A 20,277-nucleotide genomic window follows, 5' to 3' on the forward strand; every position below is an offset into this window, starting at 1 on the left:
GACCATGCGAACGCGCTGGCCGCTGTATCTGACGTCTGTGCTGCTGGCGAACGCCTTCGGCGCGGTGCTGGTGTGGGCCTTCATCCAATACGGCCTGCCGGTTCCGGAGGGCGATCCGGGTGGGGTGCGCCAGACCGGTCTGCTCGCGCCGCTGCTCGTTTTCGGGGTGGCCGCGGTGCTGAGCATCTTCGCCGCGGCCCTCATGCTGCGGCCGGTGATGCGCTGGCAGATGCGCGGCGGGCCACCGAGCAGACGCGAGCAGATGGCGGCCCTGCACGTGCCGCTGCGGCAGTCGATCGTGCACCTGGTGCTGTGGATCATCGGCGGCGGGATCCTGGCCGCGCTGATCATCACCGAATCGCCCGAACTGGCGGGTGCGGTGATCGTCACCGAATGTATGGCCGCCACCATCGTGTTCGGCTTCACCTACATGCTGGGCGAACGCATCCTGCGCCCGGTCGCCGCGGAGGCGCTGACCGAGGGCACCTTCGACCACACGCTCACCCCCGGCGTCGGCACCCGGATGGCGATGACCTGGGGCATGGGCACCTTCGCGCCGACCATCGCGATCGTGCTGCTGTGCGTCACCCAGATCTCCTCGGACGTGAAGTTCTCGGCGAAGTCGCTCGCGATCTCGATCCTGCTGCTGTGTGGCGTGGTGATCCTGCAGGCGCTGGCGCTGTCGATGCTGACCGGTTCCTCGATCTCCGACCCGGTGCGGCAGTTGTCCCAGGCCATCAACAGGGTGCAGGCCGGCTCGCGTGACGTGCAGGTGGAGGTCTACGACGGGAGCGAGATCGGGCTGTTGCAGGTCGGCTTCAACCGGATGATGGACGAGGCGGCCAAGCGCCGCAAGCTGCAGGAACTGTTCGGCCAGCACGTCGGCGAGGACGTGGCGCAGCGGGCACTGGACTACGGCACCGAACTCGGTGGTGAGACCCGATTCGTCGCGGTGCTGTTCGTGGACATGGTCGGTTCCACCGCCGCCGCGGCCGAACGCCCGCCGACCGAGGTGGTGAGCCTGCTCAACGAGTTCTTCCGGGTGGTGGTCGACGTGATCGACAGCCACCACGGTTTCGTCAACAAGTTCGTCGGCGACGCGGCGCTCGCCATCTTCGGCGCCCCGCTGGATCGCCCCGACGCGCCGAGCGCCGCCCTCGCCGCGGCCCGCGACTTGCGCGAGGCCCTGCGCGAGGTGACCAGCCTCGACATCGGCATCGGCGTCTCGGCGGGCCTGGCGGTGGCCGGAAACATCGGCGCCGCAAATCGTTTCGAATACACCGTGATCGGCGACCCCGTCAACGAGGCGTCGCGGCTCACCGAATTGGCCAAAGATCATCCCGGCCGCGTTCTCGCTTCGGGCAGCGCGCTCTACTTCGCCGACGAAAGCGAGCAAGAACATTGGATAACCGGAGACGAGGTCCAATTGCGCGGCAGACGCAGAAAAACCCGCCTGGCCTGGCCGAAGTCGGCGATCGCCGCGCCGCGCGGGGACGAGGAAGAACAGATGCGTTCGTTGGGCGTACCTGCGCCTTCGCTCCGGCCGTGCGCAGTCTGCGGACGGCCGGAAGCCGACTGTGTTCACTAGGCTGAGACCGTGACGGCCGACGGCGACCTAGCAGGCGCACCGGCCGAGCGCCGCCGCCGCCGCTTTCGGTGGGTCAAGTGGGTGCTCGGCGCGGTGATCCTCGCGCTGCTCGTCGGCGAAGGCGTGTACCTGTGGCCCCGCCTGCACGAATCCTGGCGCACACTCACCGAGATCCACTGGGGCTGGCTGTTCCTGTGCATCGTGTTGCAGGCGATGTCGATGAGCGGTTTCGGGCGGGTGCAGAAACAACTGCTGCACGCCGGTGGGGTGGACGTCAGTCAGGGGAAATCGGTATCGGTGGTCTACGGCGCGACCGCGATGTCGCTGACGCTGCCCGCCGGACAGGTCTTCTCCACCGCGTTCACCTACCGCCAGACCCGGCGCTGGGGCGCGAGCCCGATCGTGGCCTCCTGGCAGCTGGTCTTCTCCGGCGTGGTCGCCGCCGCGGGGCTGGCGCTGCTCGGGATCGCCGGCGCCGCGCTGGTCGGACAGGGAATCGGCTTCAAATTCGTCGTCTCGCTGGTGGTCCTCGCCCTGGTGGTGTTCGCAGGCAACTATCTCGCCCGCCATCCCGGCACGCTCGAGGCCGTGCTGCGGCGGGTACTCGCGCTGGTGAATCGGCTGCGGAAGAAACCCGCCGATCACGGCATCGCCAAGCTGGCCGAGATCCGGGCGCAACTCGAGTCGGTCGATCTGGGGAAGAAGGACGCGGCGCTCGTCGGGGTGTGGGCGCTGGTGCACCGGTTCGCCGACGTGGCGTGTCTCGGCACCGCCTGTTACGCGATCGGCGCCGATCCCAAGTTGTCCGGGCTGCTCATCGCCTTCGCGGCGGGCAAGGCGGTGGGGTCGATTCCGTTCGCGCCGGGCGGCATCGTCTACGTGGACGCGACGCTGATCTACAGTCTCACCGCGGCCGCGGGCCTGCCCGCCGCGCAGGCCGTCGCGGCCGCGTTCGTATACCGGCTGGTCAGCTTCATCCTGGTCGCCGTGGTCGGCTGGATCGTCTTCGCGTTCCTGTTCCGCACACCACAGGCCGACGACGAAGAATACGAGCAAGAGTTCAAGCAGCAGCGACGAATCTGATCAACGCAGCGCGCGAATGGCCGCCCGCCAACCCAGCAGGAACAGCGCGAGGACGCAGGCCGCGACGATCATGAAACTCAGTGCGACGCCCTGACCGCTGATGGCGCGCAACACCATCCCGCCGACCAGGGTGCTCGCCCAGATCAGAATTCCGGTGGGCCACAACGCCGTTGCGTCGAACCGCGTGTTCCGTGCGAGGTAGACCGCTAAAATCCAGCCGAGGATCAGTCCTAACCCGAAGGGCCACACCGTTTTCAGCAGACCGGCGATGACGGCTTCGTCGTGACTGCGCCTCCCGATCGCGCAGAAGACGATCACCAATAGAGCATCGATACCGAACGGCGCGTATCTCTTCACCGACGTAGCGTAACCGGTCAAGATCGACTTCGAGACCGGGTTCATAGCCACTGAGCAGTGATAACTCTCGCTTTACGGCTCCGGCGTCGCCAGCGATTTCAGCAGCACGGCCGCGAGTCGTGAAGTGGCGTCACCACTGTCGACATCGGCGATGTGCACCGCGAAGACCAGGTCGCCCATCGTCGCCAGCAGCCAACCGTCGGCGCCGCCCGTCGCGGCGAAGGCGGTGATATCGCGGAATCCGCGCAGGGCGGCGGTTTCGGGCTTGCCGATGCCTTCGTTCATCATTCCGCGCAGCCGGTCGACCGCGGGCTGGGGCAGCGCGGGAACCGGCGTATCGGTGGTGCCCGGCTTGCCCGCCTCGATCATCGGCGGCGCCACCGACCCACGCGAAATGGCCGCCGCGGCGATCGCCATCCCGAAGGGGCTCACCTGCACCGCGTCGGCACCCGCACCCTGACGCACCTGCTCGGTGCTGCGGCCGGGCGTGCTGATCCGCCCGGTCACCTCGTCGAGCCCGGCCACCTTGAAGTCGACGCCGACGCCGAGCGCCGTGGCCGCCTCGGCCGCCTCCTGCACGGTGACGTCCTGCGGCGGCTTGTTCTTGATCGCCGCGGCCACGGTGCGGAACAGCTCCATCGTGCCGCCCGCCGGGAACAGTCCGGTGAAGGCGATCGGTCCCTTCTCCGTCGCGTACGAGTTCTGCGCGACCGCGACGACCGCACCGGTCGACGGCTGAATGGCCACGACCGTGGCCGCGGTCCCCGCGCTCACCACGGCGTCTTCGGCGGCGCGCTGTAGTCGCTGATCCATCGTCGCGGCGATGTCCGGCCCGGCCGGTCCCTGGTATCCGGCCACCTGGTTGACGAACCTGCCGTCGGCCTCGAAGATCTGCACACCCCAGCCCGCGGTGGCCTCGAGGCTGTCCTGCCACACCTCGCGCAGCGCGTCGAGCATCGGCGAACGGGTGCGCCGGTCGGCCGAGATCAGTTTGGGCTGCTTCTCCATCACCACACCCGGCACCTTGGCCATCCGTGGTTCCAGGATCGCGAAATCCCCGTCACGCAGGTTCACCGCGACGATCGGCTTGCCCTGCGAGCCTGCCAGCTGCTGCATCAGCGACGGCCCGGTGATCAGGGGCGCGACCGGCTCGATGGCGTCGGCGAGCGCGTTGGTGGTGCCGACGAGGTCGCCGGTGCGGCTCGGGTCGATCTTGATGACGTTGAGCGTCTGCTCGGTCATCAGCGTTTCGCCGGGCAGGTCGACAACCTTGGGCGGCGGCTTCGCGGTGGTACGCACGAGCTTGACAGTGCGATTGTTCGTCAGCTGCGGCATGACCACCGCGGGCTCCCAGGAGATCCGCCAGCCGATGGCGAGCTTGCGCACGGTGCCCTGCAGTGTGTAGGTCCAGTCCTTCTTCTCGCCGAAGTTCCAGGCGACTTCCATGCTGAAGATCGCCGACTGCTTGTCGAGGTCGATAACCTGCGACGCCTCGTAGTCGACGGTGCCCGTTTGCAGGCCCTCGAACATTTGCTTCATGGTTGCCGAAGCGGCAGCGGGGTACGAGGTCAGGTCGGCGGCTTTGCCGTAGTCCTGATCGTCGAGGTACTCGGTGAACCGCTGGACCACCGTCTCCGACTCGCTCGTCTTCCCACCCACTCCGCACGAGCACAGCGCGATGGCGAGGGTCGCAACCCCCGCGATCGCCATTGCGCCCCGGACGCGAAAGCGGCGGGATCCCCACACATCCATATCGCCCACTCTTCACTCTTGCCACTCCGGTAACAAATCCACCGTACCGGAAGTTGACCCGTCTCCAATGCCCCGGTCAGTCGGGATACTCCCCGACCTCGACACCTCGATTGTGCCGGAAATCTCGCCCCGATGAGGGTCCGTTTTCCAACCTCGCCCAGTAAGCGGCAACAACTGCTGCGTCAACCGTACCGACAGCCGCGCCAGGTGGTGCGGATCTCGCATTTGTCCGGCGATTCAACGCGAGGGTACCCAGGCCGCCTCCGCCCACACGCACGGCATCGCCTTTACCGAGTCGATACGCACTCGTTCACGCAGAGCGGAATTCACCGCGCTGATATCGGCGTAATCTTGTAATCAACGCAACGTGCGCAAGACAGATAGCAGGTGATTTCCATGCGGAACGATCGACGCGAGCGCGGATTCGGCCGACCCGGCGGATGGCAGCAAGCCGACCTTCCCGATCCCGCCGACGCCCCCGACTGGTTCGCCGGACGATTGCCCGCCGACTGGTTCACCGGGCCGGTGGACATCGAGATCGACCGCGACGAGATCGTCGTGGTCGGCGAACTGCCCGTCCCCGGCGACGCGAGCACCCCGGCGGCCACGAAAGAAGGCGCGCTGGCCCGCTTCCGCGAGTCGACCCGCCCGGCCCGCATGCAGATCGCCGACGAGGCCCAGCGACGTTACGGCCGCAGCGTCGCGTGGGGCGTGCGAGTAGACGGCGAACGGATCCTGTTCACCCACCTGGCCGTCCCCGTGATGACCCGTCTCCGTCAGCCCGAACGCCAGGTCCTCGACACCCTGATCGACGCGGGCGTCGCCCGCTCCCGCGCCGACGCCCTGGCCTGGACGGTCAAACTCGCAGGCAAACACGCCGAAACCTGGCTGGCCGAACTCCGCGAAGCCATGCGCAAGGTCGACGACCTGCGCTCGGAGGGCCCCACGGGCTTGTGACTTACAGTGGCCTGCATGGAAACCGTGCAGGCCACTGGTCCGATCCTCGTCATCAACGGACCGAACCTGAACATGCTCGGTACCCGTCAGCCCGAGATCTACGGCGCCGACACCCTCGACGATGTCGTCGCACTGTGCGAGCAGACCGCCGCCCGATTCGAACGCAAGGTCATCGCGTTCCAGTCCAACCACGAAGGCGCGCTGATCGACCGGATCCACCAGGCCCGCGGCGAGGTGTCGGCCATCGTCATCAACCCCGGCGGCCTCACCCATACGTCGGTGGCCCTGCGCGACGCCCTGGTGATCCCGGAGGTGCCGATCGTCGAGGTGCACATCAGTAATGTGCACGCGCGCGAGGAGTTCCGGCACCATTCGTTCGTCTCCCCGATCGCGACCGCGGTCATCGCCGGCCTCGGCATCCAGGGCTATGCCGCCGCGATCGAATACCTGAGCAAGCCCTAGCTGAGCCGGAAGACGGGGAAACCCGGTGCGATAGCGATCAATTCGGCATCGGTCGCGTCTTTGGTGAGGCCCTCGAAGAACTTGCCGACCTCCCAGCCCCACTTCTCCAGGTACAGCCGGAGCAGCGGCACCTTGTCGGTGTCGGCGACCTCGGCGGCGGTGAACCGTTCGGTCTTGCGGCCGAGGCGCAGTTCACCATCGCCCGCCACGCGCAGATTGCGCACCCATTGGACGTGCCCACGCGGCGCGACCAGGTAGCGCTCACCGTCGGCGGCCGTCATCACGTTGACCATGGTGGTGCGCCATTCCCCGCTCTTGCGGCCGCGCACCGCCAGCAGCCGCGACCCCATGATGCTGATCCCCAGCTTGGGCAGCAGGTTGGCGATCTTGTTGACGATCGGGTCGATGCCGGTCGGGGGGAGGTGGCGGGTCGCGTTGTCCATGTTGATCACTCCTGAACTGTGAGCACTGCTCTCTGTTGAGTACAAGCATGCGCGCTCCGCGAGCCGAAGTCAAGAGCAGTGCTCACAGTTTTCGGAATGTCCCATTTCGGCGAAGCATTGCCACGATGAAATGTAGTACGTATGCTACAAATCATCGAAGGTCGATGACTGGGAGGACTCATGGCTTCGAACAACAACGCTGTTCTCGATGTCGCGCAACTACGGATGCGGTACGACGAGACCGACGTCCTGCACGATGTGACATTTCAAGCCGAGCGCGGGGAAGTGCTCGTCATGCTCGGCCCCAACGGCGCGGGCAAAACCACCACGATCGAGATCCTCGAGGGGTTCCGCAGGAGGTCGGCCGGCCAGGTCGAGGTGCTGGGGGCCGATCCCGAACACGGTGACGAACTCTGGCGCGCCCGCATCGGCGTGGTGCTCCAATCCTGGCGTGACCACGCGAAATGGCGAGTGGCCGAACTGCTCGGCCATCTGGGTGGGTACTACAGCCCCTATTCCACGGCCCGGGTGACAAGACCGTGGGACACCGATGAACTCATCGAGTTGGTCGGGCTGACCGATCAGCGCGATGCGAAGATCGCCACCCTGTCCGGCGGGCAGCGACGCAGACTCGATGTGGCGATCGGCATCGTCGGCCGACCGGAACTGCTCTTCATGGACGAGCCGACCGCGGGCTTCGATCCCGCTGCCCGGCGCGACTTCCACGATCTGGTCCATCGATTGGCCGATCTGGACGAGACCACCGTCCTGCTCACCACCCACGACCTGGACGAAGCCGCGAAACTGGCGGACCGGATCCTGATCCTGGCCGGTGGCCGGATCATCGCCGACGGCTCGCCGGAGGAGCTCAGCACCGCCACCGCGGGCGAGGCCGAGGTGCGCTGGACCCGCGACGGCCAACGTTTCGTCCACACGACGACCGAGTCGACGAAGTACGTCCACGAACTGTTCAAACAGCACGGCGACCTGATCGAGGACCTCGAGGTGCAGCGCGCGTCGCTGGAGGACACCTATATGGCGCTGGTCCGCCGTTTCGAATCCGGCACGGCCGCCGAACCCGTTCGCTCACTGCAGGAGGTCACGCGATGAATCCCACGCTGGTAGCGGTCAGGGGCGGCCTGGCCGCGATGTGGATCGAACTGCGGCAGCTCTACACCAACGGGACGAGTCTGGTAGCCCAGTTCCTCACTCCCACACTGTTCTTGATCGCGATCTTCTTCCTGCGCGACCGGACCTACCAGGACACCGAGCTGTCACTCGGTGAACTCGCGGTGCCCGGCCTGCTCGGCAGCATCATCGCGTTCAACGGCCTGTACGGCATCGCCGAGGTCCTCGCCCTCGACCGGGAGGACGGAACCTTGTTGCGCGCCAAGACGATTCCGAACGGGATCCTCGGCTACTTCATCGGCAAGATCGGCACGACCGCGGCCGCGGTACTCGTCCAGCTGATGGTGGTGCTGACCATCGGTGCCGTGATCATCGGTGGATTCTCGATGCCCGGCGGCGGCCTGGTCACGCTGGCGTGGGTGATCGTGCTCGGTCTGCTGGCCACGCTGCCGATCGGCGCCATCCTGGGCGGATTGATCGTCGGCGCCCGCGACATCTTCCTGCTGACACTGCCGCTGATGGGACTGATCGCCATTTCCGGCATCTGGTACCCGATCACCGCGCTCCCCGGCTGGGTGCAGGGCCTGGCCCAGCTGTTCCCGATGTATTGGCTCGGCCTGGGCATGCGCTCCGGGCTGCTCCCCGCCGAGGCGGCGGCCATCGAGATCGACGGGTCGTGGCGGCACCTCGAGACCGCCGCGGTACTCGGCGTATGGTCGATCGTCGGGTTGTTGCTCGCGCCGATCGTGCTGCGGCGGGCGGCCCGCCATGAGTCGGGATCCAGCGTGGCCGTGCGCCGCGAGAAAGCGATGCAGCGTGCCTTCTGAGGTCATCTACAACCGCATCGCGATGTTGCGCGCCGAGCGCGGCATCTCGCGGCGGGACCTGGCCGAAGCGCTCGGTGTGCACTACCAGACCGTCGGTTACCTCGAACGCGGCGAATACAGCCCCAGCCTGCACCTGGCCCTGCGGCTCGCGGCCTACTTCGAGGTAGCGGTGGAAGTGGTGTTCTCCACCGAGCCGTTCCCGAGATTGGGATCGGGCGCCGAGACCGCGTGACCACCGAAAACCGTTCGGCACCACCGTGCCGAACGGTTTCAGCGTGTCATCCGCGAAATACCTGGAACGTCGATTCGGGCGTACCGGCCGATCGCTCCCAATATGACGAAACCGATTCGGCCAGAACGGTGTCCACGCCGACCTCGGCACCGGTCGCCACCACATGTCGCGCGCCGGCCGTCATCATTCGCAGGTACGCCGGATCGGGCGGATCCCCGTCCTCGGCGATTCCCGCCCACGCGGCGTACAGCTCGCCGACACTGCCCAGTGACCGCTGGGCGTAGGGCATGAACCGGGCTATCTCGGAACCGGACCGGTCGATGATCGCCAGCGCCTGCTCGTGCGGCTGAGCCATCACCCCACCGGCGAGAAATTCGCCGCCGCGAGCCCGGACGAACGCCGCCCCCTGCCGAGTCCGCTGCGGCGAATCCGAGGACAGGTTGACCACAACCTTGCCGGTCAGATCGGCGCCGCCGAGAATCTCGTCCATCGCGTCGTAGTGGGTCAGGCTGAGCACGATGAGCTCCGCCGCCGCCACCGCGTCGGCGACCGTCTCGGCGCGATGGGCACCCAGACCGTCGGCCTTGCCGGGGGTGCGGTTCCAGACCGTCACCGTGAAACCCGCGGCGCGGTAGGTGCGCACGATCTGCTGCCCCATCGGGCCGAGGCCGATGACGGTGACCGCCTCGGCCGCTCGGCCGGAAGTCGACATCACGACGCCTCGCCGCGGAACAACGCGTACGGCGAGATCTGCCTGCCTGTCGCCTCGGACGCGGTGACGGCCTTGCGCCAGAACGACTGGGCGAGCTGGGACAGGCTCGCGTCGACGCCTGCCTCTTCGCTGGCGTCGATGATGTGCTGGGCGCCCGCGTCCATCATCTTCAGGTGCGAGAGCTCCGCGAAGCCGCCTGCCTTGTTCGCCTCGGCGAACTGTTCGATGAAGAACGGGTAGGCGCCGGCGGAGCGGACGGCGAACGGTACGAACTGGTCGATGCTGTGGCCGGAGTTCGCGATCATCGCCGACGCCTGGTCGAACGCCAGCAACCACGGATGGAAGGTGATCAGCAGGGCCTGGTAGAAGATCTGGGCCAAGCCGTCGTCCGCGCCCAGGTATTCCTGCGGGCTGAGCGGGCGCAGCAGCTCGGCGTGCGCGTCGAAGACCGTCTTCGGGCCGCTGTAGAAGATGTAGGACGAGGGATGGACGATGTTGTCGCCCGCCGACATCACGCCGCCGGAGAGGAATTCGGCGCCCCGCTCGCGAACCCACCGCGCGCCCGCCCGCGCCTTGTCCGGTGAGTCGGAGGACAGGTTGGCGATCACCTTGCCGGGCAGGTGGTCGATCGCCTGGCCGAGCACGTCGTACATGGCGTCGTAATGGGTGAGGCTGAGCACGGAGACCTCGTTGGCATCGAGCGCCTCGGCGACGGTGCCTGCGCGCTCGGCACCCAGCGCCACCATGGCATCGACCTTGGCGGTGCTGCGATTCCACACCGTCACCTCGACGCCCGCTTCGAGGAAGGCCCTGGTCATCGCCTGGCCCATCGGGCCGAGGCCGAGAACGGAAACGGAACGGGGAGCGGTCTGCTCGGACATGGTGTGGCCCTTCGATTCTCGATACTGGTTGGTTCGGCGCCGCTTTCGATGGTGGTCGGCGCGAGTATCGTCGGGAAGACCGAACGTTCGGGTGTGGTTGCTTACCCAGAGGTTCGAAATACGGTCAGAAGGGTGTGGCGACGTTGAGCAGTGACGCAGATCACGATGTGTGCGGTATGAGCCTGGCCATCGACGTCGTCGGCGGTAAATGGAAGCTGCACCTGATGTGGGTGCTCGGCGCCGGGCCGCAGCGATTCGGTCAGATCCGGCGGATGCTCGAGGGTGTGAGCGAGAAGGTGCTCGCCGAGAACCTGCGGCACCTGGAGAGCACCGGCGTGGTGCACCGCGAGATCTTCCCCGAGATCCCGCCGCGGGTGGAGTACTCGCTCACCCCGCTCGGCGAGGCCCTTCGCCTCGCGCTGGAACCGCTCGAGACCTGGGGCGACGAGAATCGCGAGGCGCTGGCCACCACTACCCGGCCGACTGCCCCGCAGCCTTCGTCCTCCCGAATCGCGCTGTAACCGTCAGCGCATCCGGCACAAGTGCTCCATGGCGATCCGTTCGCCGATGCGTTCGAGTAGGTCGGCCGCCGCGATGATCGAGCGCGCGGGATCGGGCTCGAGGTCGCTGAGCGGATAACACGCGGCGAATCCCGCGGCTCGAATCTCCCCTGGCGACAACAGGGTTCGCCCTACCGCCGCGATCACCGGCACGCCCGCCTTCTTCGCCGCCGCCGCGACCCCGACCGGCGCCTTCCCGTGCATGCTCTGGTGATCCAGTGAGCCCTCACCGGTGACTACCAGCCTGGCCCCCTCGATGAGGGCCGGGAATTCCAGCAGCTCGAGCAGTACATCGATCCCGCTGCGCACCTGCGCGCCCAGCACCGCGAGCGCCCCGAACCCGGTGCCGCCCGCCGCGCCCGCCCCACCGATCTCCGCATAGCCCCTGCCCAGCACGGCCGCCCAGTTGGTAAGCCCCGCTTCGAGTTTCAGCATCTGCCGAGCACTGGCGCCCTTCTGTGGCGCGTACACCGCTACCGCACCAGCCGGCCCGAGCAACGGATTGTCCACATCGCAGGCCAGCGTGAACAGCGTCGTCGCGACCGCCGGATGCAACCCACCTCGATCCACCGAGGCGACCTGCTCGAGCAACGCGGCCACGTCCCCGCGGCCCGCCAGTTCCCGCCCCTCCTGATCGAGCAACCGCAACCCGAGCGCCCGCAACAACCCCGACCCACCGTCGGTCGAAGCGCTGCCGCCGAGCCCGAGCACGATCTCCCGCGCCCCGCCGTCGAGCGCGTGCACGATGGCAACCCCCAGCCCGAACGTATCGGCCCGCAGCGGATCCAGCCGCCCACCGGGCAACTTCACCAGCCCCACGGCAGCCGCCAACTCCACCACCGCGGTATCCCCCCGCACCGCGTACACCGCCGTCGATTGCTCCCCCGTGGGCCCGGGCGCGGCGACCTCCACCCGCTTCCACCCCGACGCCACGAAGGCGTCGACCATCCCGTCACCACCGTCGGCCACCGGCACACACCGCACCTGCGCCTTCGGCGCACGCCGAGCGATTCCCCTGGCCAGAGCCCTGGCCACCTCCGGCGCGGTCAACGACCCCTTGAACTTGTCGGGAGCGAGCACGACAAGCGGTTCGCCGGCCATCTGTTCCGCCTCTCCGTGTATTCATAGTGTCGTTTCCGAGCTCGACCGTTCGCTCTCGGCCTTTCGTCAGGCGCGCAACGGCTCGGAGGTGGTCGGGGAGTGACCCATGTTCTCATTTGCTCAGTGGGTTGTCCTCCCGAACACGGTAGCGTCGACCTATGGCGACCGAGGTCCGCAACAACACCGCGCTCGAGCGGTTCGAACTCACCGCCGACGGTCAACCCGCCGGCTACATCGAATACCAGGACACCGGGGACGAACGCGCCCTCGTGCACACCGAGATCTACCCCCGATTCGAAGGCCGAGGACTGGCGAACACCCTGGTCAAAGCCGCGCTGGACACGAGCAGAGACCAAGGTTTCAGCGTCCTGCCGATGTGCCCGGTCGTCCTGCATTTCATCACCACCCGCCCCGACTACATCGCCTACGTCCCGCAACGAGCCAGAGAGTTGTTCGGTCTACCTCAGTAGCGCGCGACGGCCCCGTCGACAGCCAGTTGCAGCTCGTCTTTGACCAGCCTGGCGATGTCGGCGGGTCGCTGCGGCAACTCGAGAATCGGCGCCCGGAAGTAGGCGCTGCCCGACACCACCTCGGCCGCGGTCGGTTCGACACCGGCCGCATAGGACCCGTAGTTCATCCCCATGGCGACCAGCGCGGGCGCGGCGTCCAGTTTGGCCGCGCGGAACGCGATATGCCCGATTCCGCTGCCGACCGCCTGCACCTTGGTGTGATCTACCTCATTGCATGTCCCCTCGGGGAAGATCGCGAGGTGATCACCGGCGGCCAACCGCTGCGCGCACACATCCATCATCCGCTGACCTGCGGCATTGACCGCGCGAATGCCGTGGTCCTTGCCGCGGAACACCGGGATCCCGCCCATCATGTCCACCTTGCGCCGCTGCTCGGGATCGAGGAAGAGCTCGTCCTTCGCCAGCACCCGCACCCGCCCGATCTTCGAGCGCAGCGGTGAGCGCCACGCCGTCGCCGCGACCGTGTACGGGTCGCTGGTCGAGAGGTGGTTGATCGCGTAGATCACCGGCCGACCGCTGCGGATCAGCGCCTTCAACTGCTGTTTCGCGCCTTCGGCGAACGTCACGCGCGGCCGGAACCGCCGGGCCAGCACCGCGTACGAGGCAAGCGCCTTCCACCTGTTCTGCTGATGCCGCAGGTAGTAGTCGTACACAGCGTCGTTGTCGTCGAGCAGGACTTCGGGCGAGTGCATAGCGCGACCCTACCGGTCGATCGCGGGGTCCACGCACGAAGAAATTCCGGTTCCGATCCGCTGCGCGGGAAGCGCGCACCGCCGCTCCAATGCGATGATGGCTCGGTGGCAGGCGGAGACGACCCGGACGAGCGCCGGACTCGCGACGGGCACGGCGACGATCGGCGGCGCGGTCAGCCGGCGGTGAACGTCCGCGCGGGCAATCTGCTGGTGTCCGCGACAGACCTGGTGGAACCTACTTTCCGGCGCACCGTCGTGTATGTGATCGAGCACAACGACGCGGGCAGCCTCGGCGTGGTGCTGAACCGGCCGAGTGAGACCCCGGTCGTGGATGTGCTGCCCGCCTGGGCGGACCTGGCCGCCACCCCGACCGATCTCTACATCGGCGGCCCGGTCAAACGCGATGCGGCGCTGTGCCTGGGGGTGCTGCGCGCCGGCGTCGACATCTCCGACATCCGCGGCCTGCGCCGGGTCGACGGCCGGGTGGTGCTGGTCGATCTGGACGCCGACCCCGCCGAGATCGGACCGCTCCTGGACAAGATCCGGATCTTCGCCGGCTACGCGGGCTGGTCGATGGGCCAGCTCGACGGCGAACTCGACAACGACGATTGGATCGTGGTCTCGGCGCTGCCGTCGGATCCGATCGCCACCGACCGCCACGACCTGTGGTCCGCGGTCTTGCGCCGTCAGCCGTTGCCGCTGGCCCTGCTGGCGACACACCCGATTGAACTCGAACGCAACTGATCCCGTTACTCCTTCACACGAGCAGGAGTGACATATGAATTTCGACGAGCAGTGACCAGGGCCGCCGATGAACGATGGTCGCGACGAACTGATGCGCGCGCTCTACGCCGAGCACGCACCCGCGCTGTGGCGTTTCACCCTCGGCTTGGTACGCGATCCCGGCCGGGCCGAGGACATCGTGCAGGAGACTCTGCTGCGCGCCTGGCAACGCCCGGCCGTGCTGGAGCAGACCGAGACCTCACCGCGCGCCTGGTTGTTCACCGTGGCTCGTAATCTCGCGGTCGACGAGCATCGCAGTGCCAGGCACCGCCGCGAGTTCGGCACCGACAACCCACCCGAGCAGGTGAGCCCCGACCAATCGGATCGGGCGCTCGACGGCTGGCTGGTCGCCGACGCGCTCAGCACGCTCAGCCCGGATCATCGCGAGGTGATCGTGCGGGCCTACTATCGCGGCCTCGGCATGGCCCAGATCGCCGACGAGCTGGGCATCCCGCCGGGAACCGTGAAATCGCGCTTGCACTACGGCATGCGCGCCATGCGACTCGCGCTACAGGAGATGGGGGTGACGAACCGATGACCGACCTCGCCGACGAGTACAGCACCTGGGACGCGGCCTATGTCCTCGGTTCACTCGGTGCCGCCGAGCGGCGCGAATACGAGGCGCATCTGCTCGGTTGCGCGCCCTGCCAGCAGGCCGTCGCCGAGTTGTCCGGGCTGCCGGGCATGCTCGCCCTGGTCGACCGCGATACCGCGCTGTCGATGATCGCCTCGCCCGAGCCGGCTCCGTCACAGGTCCCCGATCTGCTCCCGTCGCTGGCCGCGGCGGCCGAACGGCGCAGGCGGCGGCGGCGCTGGACGAGCATCGGCAGCGCGGTGGCGGCTGCCGCGGCAGCGGTGGCGATCGCGATTCCGGTGACCGTCACCGTGGCGCGCTCGGAGACGCCGACCGAGCAGATCGTCGCGGAGCAGCAGATGCAGGCGGTGGAGCAGACGCCGGTGAGCGCGCAGGTGAAGCTGGTGCGCGACGGTGACCGCACGCGCCTGGTGATGACCTGCAGCTACGCGCCGAGCGCCTACGGCTCCGGCTACACCCGCACCTACGGGCTGGTGGTGACCGCGGGTGAGCAGCGCTTCGAACTCGACCGGTGGCCCGCGGGCCCCGGCACCGAGCTGACGGTGGATCGCACCATCGACGCCCCGCCGGATTCGATCAGCACAGTGGAGATCACGTCCGTCGATTCCGGCCGGACGCTCTTGGTCGCCCAGGTCTGAACGCGACACGGTCCGGTCTCCGCGGGGGAGACCGGACCGTGTGCGCGACAGGCTACTTCGCTTGCTTGCGGAAGATCGACTTCGACCACAGGAAGCCGCCGCCGGCGATGACCGCGCACCAGACCAGCGAGACCCAGCCGTTGGCGCCGATCTCGGTACCCATCAGCAGTCCGCGCAGCGTCTCGGTGATCGGGGTGAAGGGCTGGTATTCGGCGAACTGACGCATGCCGACCGGCATCGTGTCGGTGGCGACCAGACCACTGCCGAGGAAGGGCAGCAGCACGATGGGAAACGGTGCGTTGCTGGCACTTTCGGGGGTGGGCGAGAGCAGGCCGAGCGCGATGGCGAGCCAGGTGAAGGCGAAGGTCACCAGGGCGAGCAGCCCAAACGCGCCGACCCACTCCACGACGTTCGCGTTCGGCCGGAAGCCGACCAGCATCGCGACGGCGGTCATCGCGACAACACCCGCCATCGCCTGGATGAGCGCTCCGAGCACATGCCCGGTGAGCACCGACGACTGCGAGATCGCCATCACCCGAAAGCGATTCACGATGCCCTTGCTCGCGTCGGTGGCGATCGAGACCGCTACCGACACCGTCAGGTAGGCGGGCAACAGCAGCATCATGCCGGGCGCCAGATAGTCGATATAGCTACCGCCCGAGGACTTCTCGAGCGCCCCGCCGAAGACGTATTTGAACACCAGCATCAGCACGATCGGCATGATGATGATGCTGAACGTCATGCTGGGATAGCGCTTGACGTGAATCATGTTGCGCCGCAGCATCGTCATGGTGTCGGCGACGGCGTAGGACTTGGACTTGATCTGAGTGGTCATCGCAGAGACTCCTGCTCGATGGTGGCGCGGCCGGTGAGGGTGAGGAAGACGTCGTCGAGGTTGGGGGTGTGCACGGAAATGCCGCCCGCTTCGATGTTTTCGGCGTCGAGGAGGTCGAGGACGGCACGCAGGGAACGCACGCCGCCGTCGCTGGGCACGGCGAGGGTCAGCCCGTCGGTGCCCTCGACCACCTTCGCCGTCGAGCCGAACGCGCGCTGAGCGGCGTCCACATCGGGCTGATCGGTGAAGTCGATGCGGATGTGGCCGCCGGGGATCAGGCGCTTCAGTTCTGCCGCAGTGCCTTCCGCGACGATCCGGCCGTTGTCGAGCACCGCGATGCGATCGGCCAGCTGGTCGGCCTCCTCGAGGTACTGGGTGGTGAGGAAGACGGTGACGCCGAGATCGTCGACCAGGCCGCGGATGATCTCCCAGATGGAGCGGCGGCTGCGCGGATCGAGGCCGGTGGTCGGTTCGTCGAGGAAGATCACCCGCGGATTGCCGACCAGCGTCATCGCCAGATCGAGCCTGCGGGTCATGCCGCCGGAGTAGGTGCTCGCGGGCTTGTCAGCTGCCTCGACCAGGTCGAAACGTCGCAGCAATTCGTCGGCGAGCGTGCGGGTCTCGCGGCGCGGCAGATGGTTCAGATCCCCCATCATGTGCAGGTTCTCCCGGCCGGTCAGTAGCTCGTCGACCGCGGCGAACTGCCCCGTGACGCCGATCAGCTCGCGCACCCCGCCTCGGTCGGTCGCCACATCATGGCCGCCCACGGTGCACTCGCCGCCGTCGGCGGCGATCAGTGTGGTGAGGATCTGCACGGTGGTGGTCTTGCCCGCGCCGTTGGGGCCGAGCAACGAGAACACGGTGCCCTCGGCGACGGTGATGTCGATGCCGTCGAGAACTGTTTTGTCGCCGTAGGCCTTTTGGAGACCGCGTGCGGTGATGGCCGAGTTGACCATGATCGTCCCTTTCCACAGGATTACATTCATTGCTGCGAATAAGTGCATGAGTTATCGACACAGCCCCCAGGGGCTGCGGTTGATGTGTGCGGTGTGCGGTTGTTCGTCCGAGGACGGAGCTAGATGTCGAGTTCCTCGATCTGCGGGTGCGCGGTGATGTCCTCGACCTTGCGATAGAGCTTGTCGGGCACGCGATCCTTCAGGGCTTTCAGGTCGTCGAGGATCTCGTACTCGTAGTCGCCCCAGTCCCACGGCCGGTCACCGATGCCGAACATGCGGCGCCAGTACTTCCAGTCCTTCATGTCGCCCGCGGCGTCCCCGGTCGGGTATTCCGACCACAGCGCCGAGTGCGTGTGGAGCACGAGCTTGCCCTTGCGGCTGCGGTAGACCTGCTGGTGCAGCACCCGCTTATCGCCGACATCGCGCCATTCACCCAGCAGCACGCCCTGGAAGCGCACCTGCCGGACACCGTCGCGACCCACCTGCAGGACAACCTCTTCGAAGCCGGCCTCACGACCTTCCTCCAGTTCGATGAGCCTGCGCAGCGCGCTGACCACGGTGCTGGAGAGGTTTCCGCCGACGAGCTCCTGCGCCCGCTGGAACACGGGGAGATCGTCGTCGGCTACGTAGATCGTCTTGTTGGGCATGAACCCACTATACGTATATGTGTACGTACACACAAGGGGTGGTTTTCACCCACCCTCTGAACTCCCCCTCGGCGCGCCTCGTAACCCCATCAGACGCGGTGAACCACGGCGTCACATTTCGTCGCGGAGAAGGAGGTCCGATGCCGGACAGAGTGGTGGACTACCTGGTACGAACGGTAGCCGACCGGGGAATCACCGAGATCTTCGGCGTCGACGGCGCCAATATCGAGGACCTCTACGACGCGATCTTCGAGGCGGACGGCGCACCGGCCGGCATCGTCGCCAAGCACGAGTTCTCCGCGGCGACCATGGCCGACGGATATGCGCGCAGCACCGGCGGACTGGGTGTCGTGGCCGCCACGTCCGGCGGTGGTGCAGTCAATCTCGTTGCCGGACTTGCCGAATCGTTCACATCCCGGGTGCCGGTGCTGGCGTTGATCGGACAGCCACCGACCAGCTTGGAAGGTCTCGGCGCGTTTCAGGATTCGAGCGGCTTGTCCGAATCCATCGACGCTGCAGCGTTGTTCGCGACGATCAGCAAGTACTGCGCTCGGGTGACCGATCCGCTCGAGCTGCCCGCACAGCTCGCCGCGGCGATCACAGCCGCGGAGAGTGGTGGACCGGCGGTGCTGCTGATACCGAAAGATGTTCAGCAGCAACTGATGCCGGATGTCATCGTCGCGCGACAGTTCGACGCCGTTGTGACCCCATCCGACGGAGCACGGCCAGATCGCGCCTCGCCGATTTCGCCGGCAGCGACGTCTCCGCACACGATCGCGACCGAACTCACCAACGCCCAGCGCACCGGGAAACTGGTGATCATCGCCGGTGACCAGGTCGCCCGCGACGATGCCCGTGCGGAACTCGCCGAACTGGTCGCCACACTCGATGCCGCCATCGGTGTGGCCCCCGATGCCAAGGACGTGTACTCCAACACCGGTCCCGGCTACTGCGGTGTGGCGGGCAGCATGGGCCATGCCGAGCTGGTCGAAGCCGTGTCGGCGGCCAGCGCCTGCCTGCTCGTCGGCACCCGCCTCCCGGTCACTGCCCGCGCGGGGCTCGACGCGGCCCTCGCCGACCTGCCGGTCCTCAGCATCGGCGCACATGCGCCGTACCTCGCGGCCACCCACGCCACCAGCGCGGATCTCGCGCAAACCATCGCGACGCTGCTGGCCGACATCGGAGCGGGGGCCACAACGAGCCGGGGTTCCGCCGAGCTCACGCCGATGCCCGTCCCCCCAGCGGCGGGACCTGGCCTGCGCTATCGCACCGTCGTCGAGGCGATCCAGCGCGCGCTGCCCGAGGGCGCCGACATTTTCGCCGACGCGGGTAACACCGGCGCTTCAGTGGTGCATTACCTACGGGTACCCGAGCGCGGACGTTTCACGGTCGCACTCGGGATGGGCGGAATGGGCTACGCGTTCGGTGCGGGTATCGGATCCGCGTTCGCCCGCCGCGACGCGCCCGACGGCCCGCACCGCACCGTCGTCATCGCCGGTGACGGCTCGTTCTTCATGCACGGCATGGAGATCCACACCGCGATCGAACACGACCTGCCCATCACCTTCGTGGTGTTCAACAACAACGCGCACGCCATGTGCGTCACCCGTGAACAGCTCTACTACCGGGACCGCTACAGCTTCAACCGTTTTCAGCCGTCACATCTGGGAGCGGGCATCGCCGCCATGTTCCCCGGGCTGCCCGCCCGCACCGTCTACGACGCCCCCCGATTGTCCGGCGCACTGGATCTCAGCTTCGCCGCCACCGGGCCGTCGTTCCTCGAAATCCTCTGCGACCCCGACGAAGTCCCGCCTTTCCTCCCCTTTCTGTCAGCCCTCGAATCATCCAGGAGCACACCGTGACCACCAGCGCCCTGCCTGCCCTGTCCGACATCCCCGAGGAGGTGGTACCCGGCGTCCTCCGCATCGAGAACTCCGACCGCGAGACCACAACGCCGATCATCATGGACATGCTGAGGTCGGTGTATCCGCACGACCAGATCTTCGGCGACTACTGCCCCGTGCAGACCTACATCGCGGCCCCGCCGCGTGAGGTCTACGAATACCTCGCCGACACCCGCTCGCTCGAGGAATGGACCTACAGCCTGCGCGGATTCACCGAAACCGAGGAGCCCGGCCTGTGGCTGTCCTACGACCGTCTCGGTGACGCGACCAAGTGTTTCACCCGCACCGTCGCCCATCCCGACGCGATGACCGTCGACTATCACTGCGCGTGGGACCAGTCCGAGCACCTCTGGATGATCTACCTGATGCGGGTAGTCGACGCCCAGGTGGTGTTCAACAAACCCGGCTCGGTGGTGACGTGGATCAACTGCAAGCACCCCTTCTACGACGAGAACGGCTACCCCGAAACCGCGCCGCCGAAGCGGCCCGTCTGGGTGGGCGACTTCTGGGAGATGTTCTCCGCCGGACACCAGCTCGAGCTGGACAACCTCAAAGCCATTTGTGAATACCGCGCGGCCAACGGGCTGCCGATCAAGCCGGAGTGGATGCAGTGA

At 67.1% G+C, this 20,277-nt stretch carries 23 protein-coding genes and 1 pseudogene; 14 read left to right on the forward strand and 10 right to left on the reverse strand.

Translation table 11 applies throughout. The annotated features are described in order from the left end of the window. Nucleotides 1-4 precede the first annotated feature (4 nt). Nucleotides 5-1,588: an adenylate/guanylate cyclase domain-containing protein gene (locus ACFQ9R_RS05915; protein ID WP_378989532.1), complete on the forward strand. Its 1,584-nt coding sequence runs from the start codon at nt 5-7 to the stop codon at nt 1,586-1,588. 9 nt (nt 1,589-1,597) lie between these two features. Beyond that, on the forward strand, nt 1,598-2,671 hold the full coding sequence (locus tag ACFQ9R_RS05920; protein ID WP_378989212.1) for a YbhN family protein: 1,074 nt from the start codon (nt 1,598-1,600) through the stop codon (nt 2,669-2,671). Here the strand turns inward: ACFQ9R_RS05920 and ACFQ9R_RS05925 are convergent, their stop codons facing one another. Both ACFQ9R_RS05925 and ACFQ9R_RS05930 read right to left on the reverse strand, forming a co-directional pair. Beyond that, entirely contained in the window at nt 2,672-3,028 is a 357-nt protein-coding gene (locus ACFQ9R_RS05925) for a DUF3054 domain-containing protein (RefSeq protein ID WP_378989213.1), read from the reverse strand. It lies immediately after the preceding gene. A 72-nt stretch (nt 3,029-3,100) separates the two neighbouring features. Beyond that, entirely contained in the window at nt 3,101-4,780 is a 1,680-nt protein-coding gene (locus ACFQ9R_RS05930) for an NTF2-like N-terminal transpeptidase domain-containing protein (protein ID WP_378989214.1), read from the reverse strand. A 396-nt stretch (nt 4,781-5,176) separates the two neighbouring features. Between ACFQ9R_RS05930 and ACFQ9R_RS05935 the strand changes: the two genes are divergently transcribed. Both ACFQ9R_RS05935 and aroQ read left to right on the forward strand, forming a co-directional pair. Beyond that, nucleotides 5,177-5,737, forward strand: coding sequence for a hypothetical protein (locus tag ACFQ9R_RS05935; protein WP_378635010.1), 561 nt, complete (start codon nt 5,177-5,179; stop codon nt 5,735-5,737). A gap of 15 nt (nt 5,738-5,752) precedes the next feature. Next, on the forward strand, nt 5,753-6,199 hold the full coding sequence (aroQ, locus tag ACFQ9R_RS05940) for a type II 3-dehydroquinate dehydratase (protein WP_378989215.1): 447 nt from the start codon (nt 5,753-5,755) through the stop codon (nt 6,197-6,199). Here the strand turns inward: aroQ and ACFQ9R_RS05945 are convergent. Then, entirely contained in the window at nt 6,196-6,642 is a 447-nt protein-coding gene (locus tag ACFQ9R_RS05945) for a nitroreductase/quinone reductase family protein (protein ID WP_378989216.1), read from the reverse strand. The genes aroQ and ACFQ9R_RS05945 overlap by 4 nt on opposite strands. Nucleotides 6,643-6,822: 180 nt before the next feature. Between ACFQ9R_RS05945 and ACFQ9R_RS05950 the strand changes: the two genes are divergently transcribed. Genes ACFQ9R_RS05950 through ACFQ9R_RS05960 form a run of 3 tightly spaced genes read left to right on the forward strand, consistent with a single transcriptional unit; the run spans nt 6,823 to nt 8,829 of the window. Continuing rightward, nucleotides 6,823-7,752: an ABC transporter ATP-binding protein gene (locus tag ACFQ9R_RS05950; protein WP_378989217.1), complete on the forward strand. Its 930-nt coding sequence runs from the start codon at nt 6,823-6,825 to the stop codon at nt 7,750-7,752. Further along, nucleotides 7,749-8,597 (forward strand): ABC transporter permease, encoded by an 849-nt coding sequence (locus ACFQ9R_RS05955; RefSeq protein ID WP_378989218.1) that lies wholly within the window; start codon nt 7,749-7,751, stop codon nt 8,595-8,597. Before ACFQ9R_RS05950 ends, ACFQ9R_RS05955 begins: the two co-directional genes overlap by 4 nt. Continuing rightward, the gene (locus ACFQ9R_RS05960; RefSeq protein WP_056823747.1) at nt 8,587-8,829 is read left to right on the forward strand and encodes a helix-turn-helix transcriptional regulator; all 243 of its coding nucleotides are present in this window, start codon (nt 8,587-8,589) and stop codon (nt 8,827-8,829) included. The genes ACFQ9R_RS05955 and ACFQ9R_RS05960 overlap by 11 nt, the downstream gene beginning before the upstream one ends. 46 nt (nt 8,830-8,875) lie before the next feature. Here ACFQ9R_RS05960 and ACFQ9R_RS05965 read toward each other — a convergent pair whose 3' ends face one another. Together ACFQ9R_RS05965 and ACFQ9R_RS05970 are read right to left on the reverse strand one after the other, a co-directional pair. Continuing rightward, nucleotides 8,876-9,541, reverse strand: a complete 666-nt coding sequence (locus ACFQ9R_RS05965; RefSeq protein WP_378989219.1) for an NAD(P)-binding domain-containing protein — start codon at nt 9,539-9,541, stop codon at nt 8,876-8,878. Further along, nucleotides 9,541-10,479 (reverse strand): annotated as a pseudogene (locus ACFQ9R_RS05970) (NAD(P)-dependent oxidoreductase); the annotation flags it as partial. The gene ACFQ9R_RS05965 and the pseudogene ACFQ9R_RS05970, both read right to left, overlap by 1 nt. A 119-nt stretch (nt 10,480-10,598) precedes the next feature. Between ACFQ9R_RS05970 and ACFQ9R_RS05975 the strand changes: the two are divergent. Next, a complete protein-coding gene (locus tag ACFQ9R_RS05975) occupies nt 10,599-10,943 on the forward strand; it encodes a winged helix-turn-helix transcriptional regulator (RefSeq protein ID WP_378989533.1) in 345 nt (114 codons plus the stop codon). Nucleotides 10,944-10,946: 3 nt separating this feature from the next. On the opposite strand, the gene ACFQ9R_RS05980 is transcribed toward ACFQ9R_RS05975, so the two are convergent. Next, nucleotides 10,947-12,083, reverse strand: a complete 1,137-nt coding sequence (locus ACFQ9R_RS05980; protein WP_378989220.1) for a glycerate kinase — start codon at nt 12,081-12,083, stop codon at nt 10,947-10,949. A 158-nt stretch (nt 12,084-12,241) separates the two neighbouring features. Here ACFQ9R_RS05980 and ACFQ9R_RS05985 point away from each other — a divergent pair, with 158 nt between their 5' ends. After that, nucleotides 12,242-12,553, forward strand: a complete 312-nt coding sequence (locus ACFQ9R_RS05985; RefSeq protein ID WP_378634994.1) for a GNAT family N-acetyltransferase — start codon at nt 12,242-12,244, stop codon at nt 12,551-12,553. Here ACFQ9R_RS05985 and ACFQ9R_RS05990 read toward each other — a convergent pair. Further along, nucleotides 12,547-13,305, reverse strand: coding sequence for a lysophospholipid acyltransferase family protein (locus ACFQ9R_RS05990; RefSeq protein WP_378634992.1), 759 nt, complete (start codon nt 13,303-13,305; stop codon nt 12,547-12,549). The two genes, ACFQ9R_RS05985 and ACFQ9R_RS05990, sit on opposite strands and share 7 nt — an antisense overlap. Nucleotides 13,306-13,410: 105 nt before the next feature. On the opposite strand from ACFQ9R_RS05990, the gene ACFQ9R_RS05995 reads away from it, so the two are divergent. The 3 genes from ACFQ9R_RS05995 (at nt 13,411) to ACFQ9R_RS06005 (ending at nt 15,321) form a co-directional block, all read left to right on the forward strand. Then, on the forward strand, nt 13,411-14,049 hold the full coding sequence (locus tag ACFQ9R_RS05995) for a YqgE/AlgH family protein (RefSeq protein WP_378989221.1): 639 nt from the start codon (nt 13,411-13,413) through the stop codon (nt 14,047-14,049). A 67-nt stretch (nt 14,050-14,116) separates the two neighbouring features. Then, a complete protein-coding gene (locus ACFQ9R_RS06000; RefSeq protein ID WP_067455024.1) occupies nt 14,117-14,626 on the forward strand; it encodes a sigma-70 family RNA polymerase sigma factor in 510 nt (169 codons plus the stop codon). Then, nucleotides 14,623-15,321 carry an anti-sigma factor family protein gene (locus ACFQ9R_RS06005; protein ID WP_378989222.1) on the forward strand — a complete coding sequence of 233 codons (699 nt, stop codon included), beginning with the start codon at nt 14,623-14,625 and terminating at the stop codon, nt 15,319-15,321. Before ACFQ9R_RS06000 ends, ACFQ9R_RS06005 begins: the two co-directional genes overlap by 4 nt. Before the next feature lie 52 nt (nt 15,322-15,373). Here the strand turns inward: ACFQ9R_RS06005 and ACFQ9R_RS06010 are convergent, their stop codons facing one another. The 3 genes from ACFQ9R_RS06010 to ACFQ9R_RS06020 all read right to left on the reverse strand — a co-directional run bounded on the left by ACFQ9R_RS06010 (nt 15,374) and on the right by ACFQ9R_RS06020 (nt 17,759). Next, complete coding sequence (locus ACFQ9R_RS06010) at nt 15,374-16,156, reverse strand: ABC transporter permease (protein WP_378989223.1); 783 nt, start codon at nt 16,154-16,156, stop codon at nt 15,374-15,376. After that, entirely contained in the window at nt 16,153-17,112 is a 960-nt protein-coding gene (locus ACFQ9R_RS06015) for an ATP-binding cassette domain-containing protein (RefSeq protein WP_378989224.1), read from the reverse strand. Before ACFQ9R_RS06015 ends, ACFQ9R_RS06010 begins: the two co-directional genes overlap by 4 nt. A 119-nt stretch (nt 17,113-17,231) precedes the next feature. Further along, a complete protein-coding gene (locus tag ACFQ9R_RS06020; RefSeq protein ID WP_378989225.1) occupies nt 17,232-17,759 on the reverse strand; it encodes an EXLDI protein in 528 nt (175 codons plus the stop codon). Nucleotides 17,760-17,899: 140 nt separating this feature from the next. Here ACFQ9R_RS06020 and ACFQ9R_RS06025 point away from each other — a divergent pair, with 140 nt between their 5' ends. Next, nucleotides 17,900-19,621, forward strand: coding sequence for a thiamine pyrophosphate-binding protein (locus tag ACFQ9R_RS06025; protein ID WP_378989226.1), 1,722 nt, complete (start codon nt 17,900-17,902; stop codon nt 19,619-19,621). Then, nucleotides 19,618-20,277, forward strand: coding sequence for an SRPBCC family protein (locus ACFQ9R_RS06030; RefSeq protein ID WP_378989227.1), 660 nt, complete (start codon nt 19,618-19,620; stop codon nt 20,275-20,277). Before ACFQ9R_RS06025 ends, ACFQ9R_RS06030 begins: the two co-directional genes overlap by 4 nt.

This window comes from Nocardia sp. NPDC056541 (assembly GCF_042794235.1).
Taxonomy (GTDB): Bacteria; Actinomycetota; Actinomycetes; order Mycobacteriales; family Mycobacteriaceae; genus Nocardia.